Annotated in this window: 9 protein-coding genes; 4 read left to right on the forward strand and 5 right to left on the reverse strand. The window is 69.4% G+C overall.

What is annotated here, in order from left to right:
- Positions 1-487: 487 nt before the first annotated feature.
- Together ACIHAO_RS07400 and ACIHAO_RS07405 are read left to right on the forward strand one after the other, a co-directional pair.
- Positions 488-1,213: an AraC family transcriptional regulator gene (locus tag ACIHAO_RS07400; protein WP_199749136.1), complete on the forward strand. Its 726-nt coding sequence runs from the start codon at positions 488-490 to the stop codon at positions 1,211-1,213.
- A gap of 91 nt (positions 1,214-1,304) precedes the next feature.
- Positions 1,305-2,030: a TetR/AcrR family transcriptional regulator gene (locus ACIHAO_RS07405; RefSeq protein WP_396555418.1), complete on the forward strand. Its 726-nt coding sequence runs from the start codon at positions 1,305-1,307 to the stop codon at positions 2,028-2,030.
- Between the two features lie 30 nt (positions 2,031-2,060).
- Here the strand turns inward: ACIHAO_RS07405 and ACIHAO_RS07410 are convergent, their stop codons facing one another.
- Genes ACIHAO_RS07410 through ACIHAO_RS07430 form a run of 5 tightly spaced genes read right to left on the reverse strand, consistent with a single transcriptional unit; the run spans position 2,061 to position 11,578 of the window.
- A complete protein-coding gene (locus ACIHAO_RS07410) occupies positions 2,061-3,725 on the reverse strand; it encodes an acyl-CoA carboxylase subunit beta (protein WP_396555420.1) in 1,665 nt (554 codons plus the stop codon).
- The gene (locus ACIHAO_RS07415; RefSeq protein ID WP_396555422.1) at positions 3,722-4,750 is read right to left on the reverse strand and encodes an NAD-dependent epimerase/dehydratase family protein; all 1,029 of its coding nucleotides are present in this window, start codon (positions 4,748-4,750) and stop codon (positions 3,722-3,724) included. Before ACIHAO_RS07415 ends, ACIHAO_RS07410 begins: the two co-directional genes overlap by 4 nt.
- A gap of 21 nt (positions 4,751-4,771) precedes the next feature.
- On the reverse strand, positions 4,772-5,284 hold the full coding sequence (locus tag ACIHAO_RS07420; RefSeq protein ID WP_396556040.1) for a flavin reductase family protein: 513 nt from the start codon (positions 5,282-5,284) through the stop codon (positions 4,772-4,774).
- Positions 5,285-5,312: 28 nt separating this feature from the next.
- Positions 5,313-5,780: an acyl-CoA thioesterase gene (locus tag ACIHAO_RS07425; RefSeq protein WP_396555424.1), complete on the reverse strand. Its 468-nt coding sequence runs from the start codon at positions 5,778-5,780 to the stop codon at positions 5,313-5,315.
- Positions 5,780-11,578, reverse strand: coding sequence for an SDR family NAD(P)-dependent oxidoreductase (locus ACIHAO_RS07430; protein WP_396555426.1), 5,799 nt, complete (start codon positions 11,576-11,578; stop codon positions 5,780-5,782). The genes ACIHAO_RS07425 and ACIHAO_RS07430 overlap by 1 nt, the downstream gene beginning before the upstream one ends.
- Positions 11,579-12,026: 448 nt before the next feature.
- Between ACIHAO_RS07430 and ACIHAO_RS07435 the strand changes: the two genes are divergently transcribed.
- Both ACIHAO_RS07435 and ACIHAO_RS07440 read left to right on the forward strand, forming a co-directional pair.
- Positions 12,027-12,998, forward strand: a complete 972-nt coding sequence (locus ACIHAO_RS07435; protein WP_396555428.1) for a hypothetical protein — start codon at positions 12,027-12,029, stop codon at positions 12,996-12,998.
- 10 nt (positions 12,999-13,008) lie between these two features.
- Positions 13,009-13,995, forward strand: coding sequence for a DUF1702 family protein (locus ACIHAO_RS07440; RefSeq protein WP_396555430.1), 987 nt, complete (start codon positions 13,009-13,011; stop codon positions 13,993-13,995).
- Positions 13,996-14,243: the final 248 nt, after the last annotated feature.

Raw genomic sequence — 14,243 nt, forward strand, 5'->3', positions numbered from 1 at the left:
GGGGGGGGCGGGCCCCCCCCGGGGGCCCAACCGGGGGGGGGGGGGTGTGGCGGCCCATTTTTGGTTTTGGGGCCCCGGGCGTCCCCAATGCCACATTGGGCGCGTCCCGGTGGTTTGTGAACGGAATATTACCGAGTTGATCAAAGGGGTGTACGTTATCCTAGTGGTGGCCCCTAAAGCAGGCTACTTCGGTTATGCTCAACTCGACGGCCGAATTCATTGTCGGTAACCATCCAAGAAAGTGTCACTCGTTCGGCGCAATCTCTCTGCCGAACAGCGGCGGCCTTGCCGCCGAATGGCCGACCCGCCGAAGTCGGGACTTTGTTAGTGTGTTATTGACTAAGTACTTAGTGTGATATGCCCGCTGTGAGCATTGCCGCCCCCTTTATCGCCTGATATGTTGACTGCCATGACGTAGGGGGTCAGGGGGCTGGGGGCTATGGACAAATTCTCAGAGCAAGTCGTTGTCGAGCGTGTGATCGTTTCGATGCAGGAGAATCTTGGCGAGCGCCTGACAGTGGACGATATGGCGCGGAGTGCCATGTTCAGCAAATTCCACTTTACCAGAGTCTTTCAACGGGTGACCGGGGTTTCGCCGGCGCGTTTCCTGTCCGCCATGCGGATCCAGGAAGCGAAGAGACTGCTCGTTTCCACGGCGTTCACCGTCGCGGATATCAGTTACCAGGTCGGCTACAACAGCCCTGGCACCTTCAGTTCGCGATTCAAGGAGAGCGTCGGGGTTTCGCCCATCGCGTACCGGCAATTGCGCGGTTACGCGCCAGTCCCGGCGCAGCGGCGCGGTTCGGAATTGGAGAGCCGGTCGTCGACCCTCCGTGGCGATATGCAGGTCTGCGGTGAAGGGGAACGTGGCCTGACCTTCGTCGGCCTGTTCCGCGACCCCATTCCGCAGGGCAACCCGGTCAGCTGCAGTGTGCTGTCCGAACCGGGGGACTTCGTGCTCGAGAACGTGCCGGAGGGAACCTGGTACCTGCTCGCCCAGTCCGTCGCGCCGGGTGCCGAGGAGACCGTGACCGGTTCGATCGGTCCGGACGGCGCGCCGTTCGTCGGTTCGCGCGGCCCGCTCGTCGTGCATCAGGACGTTCCGGTGATCGATGTGGACCTGGACCTGCGGCCCGCCAGGGCGATGGACCCGCCGGTGCTGCTCGCCCTGCTCGACGTGCGGACGGCCGCGCTCCAAGAACGCGCCAGTTGAGTTCGTCCCGCCGCTCGCTCGACGATCTTTGCGAACAGTTCACCGCGATCATCGAAGGGTACTAGATGTCGATATTCGGCAGGTCCGTTTCATGAGCCCGCGCAAGCCGGACCCGAAGGCGAAGCGGGCGTTGCTGGAAATCGGGGCGAGGCTCCTGGCCGAAGAGGGGCCGGGAGCCTTGTCGACGCGCCGGGTGGCCGCCGCGGCGGGAAGTTCGACAATGGGGGTCTACACCCATTTCGGCGGCATGCGCGGCCTTGTCCGTGAGATCGTCCACGAGGGTTTCGCCCGGCTTCAGCAACATATGACGAGTGTGTGCAAGACGGCTGATCCGGTGGCCGACATGGCGCTGCTCGGCCGCGCTTACCGGTATACGGCCTTGGCGAATCCGCATCTGTACGCGGTGATGTTCGGCGGTGCCTCGCTCGCCGGTTTCTCGTTGTCGGAGAAAGATCGGCAGCACGGCCGGTACACGTTGTCGAACGTCGTCGAGTGCGTGGGCAGATGCCTTTCCGCCGGTCGTTTCTCCCCGGCCGACGCCGGGCTGGTGGCGCATCAGATGTGGATCGCCACCCACGGCCTGGTGACCCTCGAACTCGGCGATTATCTGCTCAGTCCGTGGGACGCCGATCATTGTTTCGAGGTGCAGCTGGTGGGTTTGATGGTGGGCGCCGGCGACGGAAAGGAGGAGGCGAACCGATCCGTCGCCGGATCGCGCGAACGTATGCGCGCCGAGTTCCCGGCGGCGGCGGGCGCGGTGCCGAACGGGTCGCCCGCGGCCGCGCCTTCGCCCACCGGTTGCCTCTGCGGCTCCTGAACACCGGGCTCCTGAACACCGGAGCCCTCGTTACAGCGGCACGTTTCCGTGTTTGCGCCGGGCGGGCTGGCGCTGCTTGTCCTTCAGCATCGCCAGCCCCGAGGCCACGGCGGCCCTGGTCCGCGCCGGATCGATGACGTCGTCCACCAGGCCGCGTTCGGCCGCGTAGTAGGGGTGGACCAGCTCGTCGAGGTACTCGTCCATCAACGTCGTGCGCAGTGCCGCCGGGTCGGCGGAGTCGGCGAGTTCCTTGCGGAACAGGACGTTCACGGCTCCCTCCGCCCCCATCACCGCGATTTCGTTGGTGGGCCACGCCAAGGACAGGTCGGTGCCGATGGACCGCGAGTCCATCACGATGTACGCGCCGCCGTAGGCCTTGCGCAGGATGACCTGGATCCGCGGCACGGTGGCCTCGCAGTAGGCGTAGAGCAGCTTCGCGCCGTGCCGGATCACCCCGGCGTACTCCTGCTCGGTGCCCGGCAGGAAGCCCGGGACGTCGACGAGGGTGACGAGCGGGATCCCGAACGCGTCGCAGAAGCGCACGAACCGGGCGGCCTTCTGCGCGGCCTCGATGTCCAGAACCCCGGCCAGCACCAACGGCTGGTTGCCGACCAGCCCGACGACCTCGCCGTCGACGCGGGCGAACGCGCAGACGATGTTGGCCGCCCAGCCCTCGTGCAGTTCCAGGAACTCGCCGTCGTCGACCAGTTCGGTGATCACCGACCGCATGTCGTAGGGCTTGTTGGGTTCGGCGGGCACGATTTCGGCCAGTCGCGGGCGGCTGTCGTGCCGCGCGTCCCGCGGCCTGGCGCGGGGCGGCAGGTCGAGGTTGTTGGCGGGCAGCATCGACACCAGATACCGCACGTCGTCCAGGCAGCTCTCCTCGTCGTCGTGCACGAAGGTGGCCACACCGGATCGCTTTCCGTGCACGTCGGCGCCGCCGAGTTCGTCATGGCTGACCCGCTCACCGGTCACGGCTTCGACCACGTCCGGACCGGTGAGATAGAGCTTCGCCGTGTCGCGGACCATGAACGTGAAGTCGGCCAGCGCGGGGGAGTAGGCCGCCCCGCCGGCACACGGCCCGAGCACCACGTTGATCTGCGGCACGATCCCCGAGGCGGCCACGTGCCTGCGGAAGATCCCGCCGTAGCCGTCGAGGGCCAGCACCCCTTCCTGGATGCGTGCGCCGCCGCTGTCGTTGATCCCGATGATCGGCGAGCCGGTCGACAGCGCGAGGTCCATCACCTTGTGGATCTTCGCGGCGTGCGCGGCGCCGAGTGAACCGCCGAAGATCGTGAAGTCCTGGGCGTACACGAACACCCGGCGGCCGTCGATGGTGCCCGAACCCGCGATCACGCCGTCGGTGTGCGGCCGGTTCTCGCCGATCCTGAACCCGCTCGCGTGGTTACGCCGGTAGAGCTCGATCTCGGTGAAGGAGCCGGGGTCGAGCAGCAGGTCGAGCCGCTCGCGCGCGGTGCGTTTGCCGAGGGCGTGCTGCCGGTCCACCCCCATGGCGTTGCCCGCCGTCGCCCGCTCGTGGAGCGCGTCACGCTGCTCGCGCAGCAGGCTCATCGTCCGTTCGGGAGGCGGTGCGGGGGCGGGCGCCGGCCGGTCGCGGCGGTGCCCGTTGACCGGGCGCGGCGGATCGGGCCGGTGGTGGGGCACGGGGATGAAGTCGAACTCCGCGGTGCTCATGCCACCGCCTTCGCGATCCGGCCGGACTGCCGGTCGGCGAGCAGTCCCCGTTCGTGCAGCCAGCGAACCGTGTCGCGCATGGAATCGGCCACCGGCCGCGCGGTCACGCCCCCGGTGGGTTCCCCTTGCGCGACCCCGGTCGCGCAGCCGCACAGGTAGATCGCGCCGTACTCGGCCGGGATGTGCCACGGCCACACACGCTGCAGCGCGCCCGTCAGGCGGCCGACCGGTGTCATCGCCTTGGCGGGGAGGAAGACCGCGGGCAGCGCCCTGGCGGTCACCTCGCGCAGGGTCCGGACGTAGTCCCGGGTGGACAGATAGGTGCCGGGGCCGAAGAACCGGTTTCCCGACAGGATGTCGGCGTCGATCAAGCGCGCGTGCAGACTCGCCGTGTCACGGACGTCTCCCACCGGGAAGCCGCCGGCGGGCCAGATCGGCATGAGACCGCGTAAAGCGTTGCGCAGCCGGGCGTTCTGGTCGCCGAGATACGGGTCGTGTGGCCCGATGAGCGCGGACGGATAGGTGATCACGACGGGCGCTCCTTCCCTCTGGTGACGCCGCGCGATCTCCTCGGCGGCGGCTTTGCTCGCGAGATAGGGCTCGCGCGCGGTACCGACCGGCGTGTCGGCCCGCAGCGTGCCCGCCGCGGCGGGCAGCATCGCCCCGACCGTGGACACGTGCACGATGCGGCCCGCCCCCGCGCGCCGGGCGGCGCCGAGCACCACGTCGGTGCCGATTTCGTTGGTGCGCCACATGACGCGTCGTTGCCTGCTGTCGAAGGAGTACACGGCGGCCGCGTGCAGCACGGCGTCGGCGCCGCGCACCAGCGCGGCGACCCGGCGTTCGTCGGTCACGTCCCCGGTGATCACCTCGATCGCGCTCGTGTCGACGCCGAGCGGTGCCAGTGCTTTGTCCACAGTGGACTCGTCACGGACGAGCAGGCGCAGGGAATGGCCCGCCCTGGCGATCGCGGCCACCGAGTGGGAGCCGAGGAATCCGGTCGCGCCGGTCACGCTTACCAGCATCGAACGTCTCCGTTTCACGGGTCAGGCCACCCGGTGGAAGGCGCCGGCGTAGAACACCAGCGCCTTCTGGTCGGGGATCCGGCGCGAATCGAGCACCCGGCCGAGGAAGATGGAATGGTCGCCGCCGTCATAGGACTCGGCCAGCTCGCATTCCAGCCAGGCGAGCGAACCGGACAGCAGCGGAGCACCCGTGCGCGGGCCCGGCACCCAGTCCACCGCGTCGAACTGGGCCACCCCGTTCGGGCGGCTCCGGTCGGCGAAGTACCGCGCCAGATGTTCCTGGTCGGCGCCGAGCATGGACACCGCGAACGTGCGTGACGACATGATCGCGGCGTGCATCCTCGCCGTCCGGCTGATGCAGCACAGCACCAGCGGCGGTTCGAGCGACACCGAGCTGAACGCGTTGGCGGTCATCCCGTGACAGCGTTCGCCGGGCGCGGTCACGACGGTGATCCCGGTGGCGAACTGGGACATCGCCTCGCGCAGTGAGACCGGCGCCGGATCGGCAGCCTGCCGGAAACCGGCGGTGGACATCGGCACGGACTGCCCGTTGCTGGTCATGTCATCCTCCCGCGGTCATGAGCGCCGCGCGAGCGGCGGACGGCGATTCGGCGTACGGGGCGAGTGCCGCCCGCAGTTCTTCGGGCACCCTGGCCGGGACGGTGTCGGCGTTGGGGCCGCGCATGCACGCGACCCGCTGCCGTCCCTTGGCCACCATGAGCTCGACGCCTTCCTTGAGGTGCACGTAGTCGAAGCTGAACTGGATCTGGGTCTGCGTCAGTTCTTCGAGCCGCATGCGCACCGACAGGTCGTCGAAGGCGGTGATCTCGGCGTAGAACTCGCATTCGACCTTGAGCGTGAACAGCTTCAGGTCGTCCTGGAGTTCGGCCAGCACACCCGGCGCGCGATCCCGCAGGAACATCTCCCGGCACCGTCCCTGCCAGCGCAGGTAGTTGACGTAGTAGACATTGCCGACGATGTTCGTCTCCTCGAACCCGACGGTGTGCCGGATCTCGAAATAGCCGGGCATCAGCGCCCCTCCTTGCCGGTCAGTACCGCGAACACGACCGGATCGGGGAGGTCCTCGATCCGGGTCACCCAGGTGGCGATCACCGCGTCCCCGGCGGACAGGGTCACCCACCGGTCGGCGTGGACCTTGTCGACGGTGAGCGCCTGGGTCGTCGCGCCGGCTTTGCGCAGGCATTCCAGCGCGGCCCAGATCCGGGTTCCCGCCACGGACATCTCGTCGCCGAGCAGGCTCAGGACGGACAGCTGCCGCTCGCCGAGCAGTTCGGCCCAGTCCCGTTCGGAGCGGGTGAGCGCCACCTCGACGTCACAGCCGATCCGTCCGGTGCCCGCCAGTGCCAGCGTGAGGCCCGCGCCGTGGGCCGCGGAGACCTCGGCGCCGTCGATCTCCGGCTTGCCGTCGGGCCGGTAACGCACCGATACCGGCGTGTTCAGTGCCCTGCCCAGTGCGAGCGCGGTCTGCGCACGCCGCTCGGGGACGGCCACCGTCTTGGGGTCGGGTTCGACCACGACCGCCCTGCTGCCACCGAGCACCCGCTCCAGCGAGCGCTCCAGGTAGCCGCTCAGCATGGGCGCGACCCACGGGCCGGCGCCGTCGTTCTTGCGGACCGCCCGCAGCGTCAGGCCTTCCCAGCGCTCCAGCAGTGCGCCGTCCGGCGTGAACAGGTCGATGTCGTAGGTGTAGCTGTCGCCGTCCTGCACACGCTCCTTCGCGTCGAGCACGACATAGTCGGGCACGTCGTCCGGCGGCATGAGGTGGATCCGCTCGATCCGCTCGGGCAGCAGGGTGGCGTCCGGGACGCAGCATTGCAACGCGTGCATCGCGGTGTCCCGCGTGCCCGGGTCGGCGAGCACCATCTCCTGCGGCAGGAACGTGTCGAACCAGCCGGTCTGGTGACGGGCGTCGACCTCGGCCACGGCGTGCCGCGCACCGGCCCGCCGGTAGCCGAGCAGCCGCTGGAAACGCTTGCCCTGGAACATGATCCCGCCGTAGAGCTCGGCGGCGGGGTCGACCGGGACCGGGGGCAGCCCGGTCGCGACGGCCGCCGGTTCCCCGGACAGGTCCGGCCGCGGCCAGCGCAGTGTCGCGCGGAAGTGGTCGGCGCCGAAGCCGGTCTCCTCACTGCGGATCACCACGTCGACGGTGTCGCCGTCGACGGCGAGCGCGGCGAGGCGGATCGTGGTCGAGCCGTCCGGACGCACCACGATCGGCCGGAGGAACTCGAGGTTCTCCAGCACCGGGGGACCCTCGTTCCCGGAGAGCGCGACGGCGGCCTGCGTCATCGCCTCCATCCCGATCACCGCCGGGAACAGCAGGTCACCGTCGAGCAGGTGATCCGACAGGTAAGGGTCGCTGCTCTCGGACAGGCCCGCCTCGGTGACCAGCTCGACACCCGGGTAGTGCACGAGAGTGCGGTCCAGGAAACGCCCCAGCGGGAGCGCCGGACGTCGCAGGGTCAGCGTCGGCAGCCCGCCGGTACGCCCGCTCACCACCAGCACCGGTCCCAGTTCCGGGTCGCCGAGCACCTGGCGCAGGACCGCGAGGCCGTTTTCGGTGGAGATGGGGGTGATGCCGTCCCGTTCGAGTGCCTCGACGACACCCAGCCGCTCGCCCATGCCCGCGCCGGACCAGACCGACCACTCCAGTGCGATCGCCCGCGCCCGCGGGTGTTCGGCCTGGAAACGCACGGCCAGTTCGCTCATCCAGTCGTTGGCGGTGGCGTAGTGCGCCTCTCCGCGCAGGCCCGCCCGGCCGATGATGCTGCCGAAGGTGATGAGCAGTTTGATCCGGTCCTGATCGACGGCGGCCAGTACCGCGCGCAGCCCGTCGATCTTGGGCGCCAGTGTCGCGCGGAACTTCTCCTCGGTGAGGCTGTACAGCGAGTCCGGCTCGTTGCGGCCCGCGCCGTGCAGGATCGCGGTCACCGGGCCCAGTTCCGCCTCGGCGGCCGTCACCGCGGCGGCGACCTGGCCTGCCGAAGTGACGTCGGCGCGGTGATACGAGTACCGCACCCCGGCGGCTTCGAACCGCTCCAGGTTGGCCGCGAGTTCGGCGTCTTCCGCCGGGTCGGCACGGCCGAGCAGGGCGAGCCTCGCGCCGGAATCCTTGGCGACGGCCAAGGCGCTTTCCGCGGTGATTCCCTTGCCGCCACCGGTCACGAGCAGGACGTCCGTGTCGCCGAGGTTCGACGGCTCGGCGGCGAGCCGGGGCATCGGCCGCAGCACCGGGACCGAGCGCGTGCCGTTCGCGGCGTACCGCACCTCCGCGAAACCGGCGGTGCCCGCGGTCTCGGACACGACCCGCGTCACCGCGAGCCGGATCCCGTCCGGATCGACCGTCAGGACATCGGGGAGCTCGACGATCGTGGTGGGCGCCGAGGGGTCTTCCAGATGCAGTGTCTTGGCCAGGCCCGAGGCGCCGAGCCCCTGCTGGACGACGACGAACCGGGTGCCGTTCGGCCGGGACACCGCGGCGCGGCCGGCGTCGAGGAACAACCCGGCTTGGCGCTCGTCGCAGTCCGGAGGCAGGCACAGCAGCACACCCTCGCCGAGGCCGGCGGTGGCCAGCGCCGCCCGCAGCGGCTCCGCGAGCGGGTGTCCGTCCGGGGCGAACACCGCCCAGTCACTCGTCTCCGTGCCGGCGTGCGGCGCGGCGACGGCGCGCGGCTGCTCGGTCCAGGTGACCGCGAACGGGCGCACCCAGGACGCCACCCCCGCGGCCTCTCCCGACGGCTGCCCGGCGTCGTGCGCGGTGTCCGCGAGCTGGTCGATGATCTCGGCCAGCTCACCGAACCGCGCGGTGGCGAAGTTCGGCGTCGCGGTGAGCGGCGGCCTGCCGAGCTCGCGGGTGACCTCGTTGACGATCTGGCCGACGGTGATCGAACTCAGGTGCAGGTCGTCGAGCGGGTGGGTGTCCGGGCCGACGGCTTCCAGCGGAAGCTCGACGCGCTCGGCCGCCAGCCTGCGCAGCAGTTCCAGCGTCGAGGTCTTCGTGTCCGCTTCCTCGGCCACGGTGCCCGCCGGGTTCCGCACATCGGCGGCGTCGGCGGCGACGAGCAGATCCGCGCTGATCTCCGGCGCCGTTTCGCAAGGGCTGGCAAGGAAACTGAACTCGGTGTCCGTCGGCAGCGGTTTCACCGCGCGTCCGGCGTACAGGACGGCGGTGTCGATCGAGGCGCCCGCCGCATACGCGGCACCGACCACGGACAGCAGCGGAGCCAGCGACGTGTTGTCGGTGTCCATCGACAACACCGGTGTGTCCGGGGAGATCCCGGTCAGCAGACCGGCGAGGACCCGGCCGGGCCCGACCTCGAGCGCGAGATCCGCGCCCTCGACGGCCTTGGCGGCGGCGGCGTGGAAACGCACCGGCTCCAGTACCTGCTCGCGCAGCAACTCACGCAGGTCGGTGTCCGGGGCGAGGACGTCGCCGGTCACGGTGGACACGACGTTCCCTGTCAGCGGGCGGAAGCCGATCCCGGCGAGCCGTTCGGCCATCGCGCCCGCCGCCGGGGTGACGAAGGGGGAGTGGAACGCGTGGGAGACGTTGATCCTGGTCGCGTTGACGCCCGCGGCGACGGCCTTCTTGCAGACCAGCTCGACCGCCTCCACGGCGCCGGAGACGACCGTCTGGTCGGGCCCGTTGTAGCCGGCGATGACCACGCCGAGCCCGTTCGCCAGGTGCAGCGCCTTCTCCGGGTCGGTCCCGAGGCTCGCCATCGTGCCGCCGCCCCGGCTGGCACTGGCCATCACCTTGCCGCGGATCGCCGCGAGTTCGAGCACTTTCGTCCCGTCCATCGCCCCGCCCCAGGACAGCGCGGTGAGTTCACCGAGGCTGTGCCCGACGGCCGCGTTCGCCTCGATGCCGAGGTTGTCCAGCACCCGCAGCGCGGCCACCGAGCCCGCCACGATCCGCGGCTGCGCGACCTCGGTGGCCACCTGGTCGCCGTGGGCGGACACGCCCGCCTCACGGAAGATGCTTTCGGCGATCGGGAACCGGCGCCGGATCGCGCCGACCGCGCCGCGGCCGGAACCCTGGCCGGGGAACAGGAAGGTGATCTTCGGTGCTTTGGCACCCGAGCCCGCGAAGATGCCGTCGGACGCGTTGAAGATCTTGGTCGTTCCCGAACCGAGCAGGGCGCGGAGTTTGCCCAGTTTGCGGACGGCTTCCTCGGGCCCGGTGGCGACGAGCGCCGCACGCAGGGGCCTGCCGGACAGCGAGCCGGCGAGAGTGAAGGCCAAGTCGGAAAGTTCGGCGTAGGACAGCTTCGCGACCAGTTCTTCGAGACCCGCGATCTTGTCGCACAGCGCGTCCGCGTCGTCCGCGTCCAGCAGCAGCACCTCGGCGTCCTGACGCCCGCCGACCAGGTTCGTGGCGCGGTTGGGCAACTCGGTGCGGCGCCGCACCCCCGGCGCCTGCTCGATCGCGATATGCGTGTTGATCCCGCCGAAGCCCATGGCCGAGACACCGGCGCGGATTTCCTGGTCCCGCGGCCACAACCCGGCTTCGGCGGGGACGAACATCGTCGCGTCGTCCTCGAGCAGCAACGGATGCGGATCCTGCTGGCCGGTGCCCGGCGGGATGACCTGGTTGTGCACCGAGAGCGCGGCCTTGATCAGCCCGGCGACCCCGGCCGCGGCCTTGGTGTGCCCGAAGTTGCCCTTGACCGAGCTGAGCGCGGCCTTGGGGGCGCCAGGGGCGGCGTCACGGCGGGCGGAGGACAGCGCGGTGATCTCGGTGGCGTCGCCCAGCGCGGTCCCGGTGCCGTGGCCCTCGAAGTACGAAACCGACCCGACGTCGTAACCCGCCCGGTGGTACGCGCGGGAGATGGCCAGCCGGTGCCCGCTCGCCTCCGGGCGGGTGATGCCGCCCTTGCCGTCCGAGGACACACCCCAGCCGGTGATCGACGCGTAGATCTTCTTGCCGCGGGCGAGCGCGTCCTCCTCGCGCATCAAGACCACGACGCCGGAGCCCTCGCCGGGCCAGAAGCCGTTGGAGTCCCGGTCGTACACCTTCATGTCGCCGGTGGCCAGCGCGCCGGTCTTGGCGAAACCGATCACTTCGAACGGGTCGATCGAGAGGTCCACACCGCCCGCGAGAGCGACGTCCAGATCGCCTTCGATAAGGGATTTCGCCGCTGTGACAACGGAAAGCAGGGACGAGGAACAGGCGCCGTCGACGGTGTACCCGCCGCCGGCGAGGTCGAAGTAGTTGCAGATCCGCCCGGCGATGGTGTTGGCGAGCCCGCCCGCGAGGGTGTCCTCGTCGATCGGCGGGAACGGCGCCTTGTACTTCGGCTCCAGGGTCTGGAGGAACTCGGCGACCGTGCCGTCTTCCCAGCCCTTTTCGGCCAGCGCGGCGGCCACCGTCCGGCGCACGTACGGCCAGCGCAACCGCATCAGGTTGGCACGGGCGAATTCACCGGTGAGGCTGTTGCCGATGACGACGCCGGTGGACTGCTTCGGAAGTCCTTCACCGCCAGGGAAATCGGCGTCGGCGAGCGCCTGTGCCGCGACGTCGAGGGCGAGCCAGTGGGTCATGTCGGTCGACCGGAACGTGCTGCCCGCGACCTTGTACTGCACCCGGTCGAACTCGAAATCACGCAGTACGGCGGCCTTGCTGGAATAGAAGCGATCCGGCGCCGCCGGATCGGCCGAGAAGTAGTCGGTGTGGTTCATCCGCTCGTCGGGGAGACGGCGAAACGCCCGGCGACCTGCGAGGACGTTGTCCCACAATTCGTCGGTGGAACTCGCGTCCGGATAGCGTAGGCCGATGCCGACGATTGCTATTCGCGTGTTGCTCATCATTCTCCGGGTCCTCCGCCGATGATGTCGATAAACAGAAATGCACTCGCCGAATGCGGCACTTATTCGGTGAAAGGATAAACTCGCCAACCTGCTACCCGAGGCTGCCTGTTGACGTCTCCCGGGGCATCTTCGAATGTGCGGTCAGTCGGCCTGTGAGCAGCCGAAACGGCATAACGGCGTGATTCATCGGGATGGCGCGCAATTCCATGGAAGCGTTATGAATCGACGGCTCCCGGTAGGCTGACCAGGCGGTTACGCTGGTGTCCGACGGGGTGGCCCGGTGATCACGAAGCGGGCCCGCACCGAGGCCGGACGGCGTACATCGGGTATTGAGCACGATCCCGAACATCTTGTCGGAATGTGCGGTCATCCCCTTCGGCGGCGTCTCGCGGGGCGATTGTCGTTTATGTTGTCCGAGGCACAGCTCTCGGGCGAGGGGACGCAGATGGTGCAGCAAAGCGTGAAATCCGCGAAGGCAGGCGACTCACTCGCGTCATCGGCGTTCGTGCCGGGATACGTTCCCGGCAGGCGATGGTTGATCATCTTACTGAGCTGTCTCGGCGGATTCCTGCTGACGGTCGTCTGGTCGGCGGAGTTCGTCGACCGGGTCATCGGCGACAACGTGGCCAACACGCTGCTCGGGCACGACGTGAAGGAAACCCCGATAGCCGGGGTCGCCGCGGGGATCATGTTCGCCTTGGTCTCCGGTATCGCCGGCACGTTCACCGCGTGCAATATCGCGGTGTTCGGCGCGATGGCGCCCATGCTGGGCTCCACCGGAAGCAGGTGGACGAGGTTCGCGCAGGCCTTGAAACCGTTGGGCTGGCTGTCGGTCGGGATGATCGCGATCTCGGCCGCCTACGGTGCGCTGGTCGGCTTCGTCGGCACGAGGATGCCCCAGTTCGCGACGTCGCCGAACGCGCCGGGCGCCTTGTCCGCGCGCAGTGTCCAGTCGCTGGTGGTGTTCGGGCTGATCGGCCTGATCATGTTCTATCTGGGACTGGCCGCGCTCAAGGTGGTGCCCGACCCGTTCGCGCGTGTCTCGCGGCGTTTTCCCCAGGCGCCGATGGTGTTCATGGGAGTGCTGATCGGCGGCTTCCTCATCGGCAGGCCGTTCGCCCTGTTCCGGCAGATGTTCCGTGACGCGGCGGAGAGTCACAACCCGCTCTACGGCGCGGCCGCGTTCGTCCTGCAGTCGGTCGGGAACATCGTGATCATGGCGATCCTGTTCCTGATCCTCGCCACCTTCGCCGGTGGACGGCTCCGGCGGTGGATCGCCGCCAGACCGAGCAGATTGACCGTGCTGATCGCGGTCTCACTGATCGTGGCCGGCGTGTTCACCGTCCTGTACTGGGATGTCCGCCTGCTGGCACGGCGCGACATCATCCCCTGGTACCCCGTCGCCCCGTGGGGCTGAGGAGCAGACCATGCCCACCGCACTCGGATCCGTTCGCAGGTACGTGCTGACCCCGCAGTTGCGCGACGTGACCTTCGCCAGACGCGGGTTCCCGGCGGCGGCCGCGCCCGCGGCGGGCACCCTCGAGGCGATCCCGCAGGCGGTGCTCTGCGGGTTCGAGTGGGGGATCGACGCCAGGGATCAATGGGAGCTGGAGCGCAGGCTCGAACTGGTCCTGCCCGAGCAGCTCGGCTTCGCCTACGAGGGCGCGACCATGGCCTGCACCGTGCTGGACGCCATGCGCGGCGGCCGGGGCACGCGGACACGCGAGCTGCTCGAAGGACCGGGCGCGCCGCATATCTTCCTCGCCTACATCGGGATCGGCTTCGCCATGGCCCGGCTGCCGAGGGCGTTGTGGGGCAAGGTGATCCCGGCGCTGAGCTCGTCGCCGTACCACCCGACGATGAGCTGGCTCGCCGTCGACGGCTACGGCTTCGACCGCGCCTACTTCGACACCCGGAAATGGGTGGACGAGCAGCGGGTCCCGAAGCCGTATCCGTGGCAGGGCTGCCCGGAGTACTTCCCGCGAGCGATCGACCAGGGGATCGGGCGGGCACTGTGGTTCATCAACGGCGCCGTTCCCGAGGCCGTCGCCGAGGCTGTCGGACGCTTTGGCGAGGCACGCGGACCGGACCTGTGGAGCGGGGTCGGTCTCGCGGCGACCTTCGCCGGTGGTTGCCCGCCGGACGGGTTGGCGGACCTCCGCCGCGCGGCCGGGCGCTACCGGCCCGACCTCGCGCTGGGCATGGTGTTCGCGGCCAAAGCCAGGGTCCACGCCGGTTTCGTGCCGGAACACAGCGAGCAGGCCGTTCGCGCGTTCGGCGACCTGACCGTCGCCGCGGCCGTGCGGCTGGCCGACGGGACCGCCGTCCACGACGGCGGAAGCCCCGCCGAACCGCCTTATGAGCTGTGGCGGCAGAAGATCCGCGCGCATTTCGCTTCGCTCGACGCCGGCTGAGGTCGGTACCGGGGGTCGTGAGTGGCGATTCGGGATCTTGAGGGTATGGCAAACTTGGCGTGCTCTGGGGAAGCCGGGTCTGCTCCCAATGTGGCATTGGGGACGCTGACCGTCCCCAATGCCACATTGGGGGCATGAGGCCGCGGCGCGACCCCCGGCACCGACCAGGCCACGTTTGCCGTACCCTCCTCGCCACTCGCGGCCCCTTCGCGCCTGACTGCGGCCGAGGGTATCCATGGGGCATTCGG

The organism is Amycolatopsis sp. NPDC052450 (assembly GCF_044547565.1).
In the GTDB taxonomy this organism is placed as follows: domain Bacteria; phylum Actinomycetota; class Actinomycetes; order Mycobacteriales; family Pseudonocardiaceae; genus Amycolatopsis.

Bases quoted from the DNA above. Each gene is read 5' to 3' on its own strand.
- ACIHAO_RS07400 (WP_199749136.1), top strand. From the start codon at position 488: ATGCAGGAGAATCTTGGCGAGCGCCTGACAGTGGACGATATGGCGCGG.
- ACIHAO_RS07405 (WP_396555418.1), top strand. From the start codon at position 1,305: ATGAGCCCGCGCAAGCCGGACCCGAAGGCGAAGCGGGCGTTGCTGGAA.
- ACIHAO_RS07410 (WP_396555420.1), bottom strand. From the start codon at position 3,725: ATGAGCACCGCGGAGTTCGACTTCATCCCCGTGCCCCACCACCGGCCC.
- ACIHAO_RS07415 (WP_396555422.1), bottom strand. From the start codon at position 4,750: ATGCTGGTAAGCGTGACCGGCGCGACCGGATTCCTCGGCTCCCACTCG.
- ACIHAO_RS07420 (WP_396556040.1), bottom strand. From the start codon at position 5,284: ATGTCCACCGCCGGTTTCCGGCAGGCTGCCGATCCGGCGCCGGTCTCA.
- ACIHAO_RS07425 (WP_396555424.1), bottom strand. From the start codon at position 5,780: ATGCCCGGCTATTTCGAGATCCGGCACACCGTCGGGTTCGAGGAGACG.
- ACIHAO_RS07430 (WP_396555426.1), bottom strand. From the start codon at position 11,578: ATGAGCAACACGCGAATAGCAATCGTCGGCATCGGCCTACGCTATCCG.
- ACIHAO_RS07435 (WP_396555428.1), top strand. From the start codon at position 12,027: ATGGTGCAGCAAAGCGTGAAATCCGCGAAGGCAGGCGACTCACTCGCG.
- ACIHAO_RS07440 (WP_396555430.1), top strand. From the start codon at position 13,009: ATGCCCACCGCACTCGGATCCGTTCGCAGGTACGTGCTGACCCCGCAG.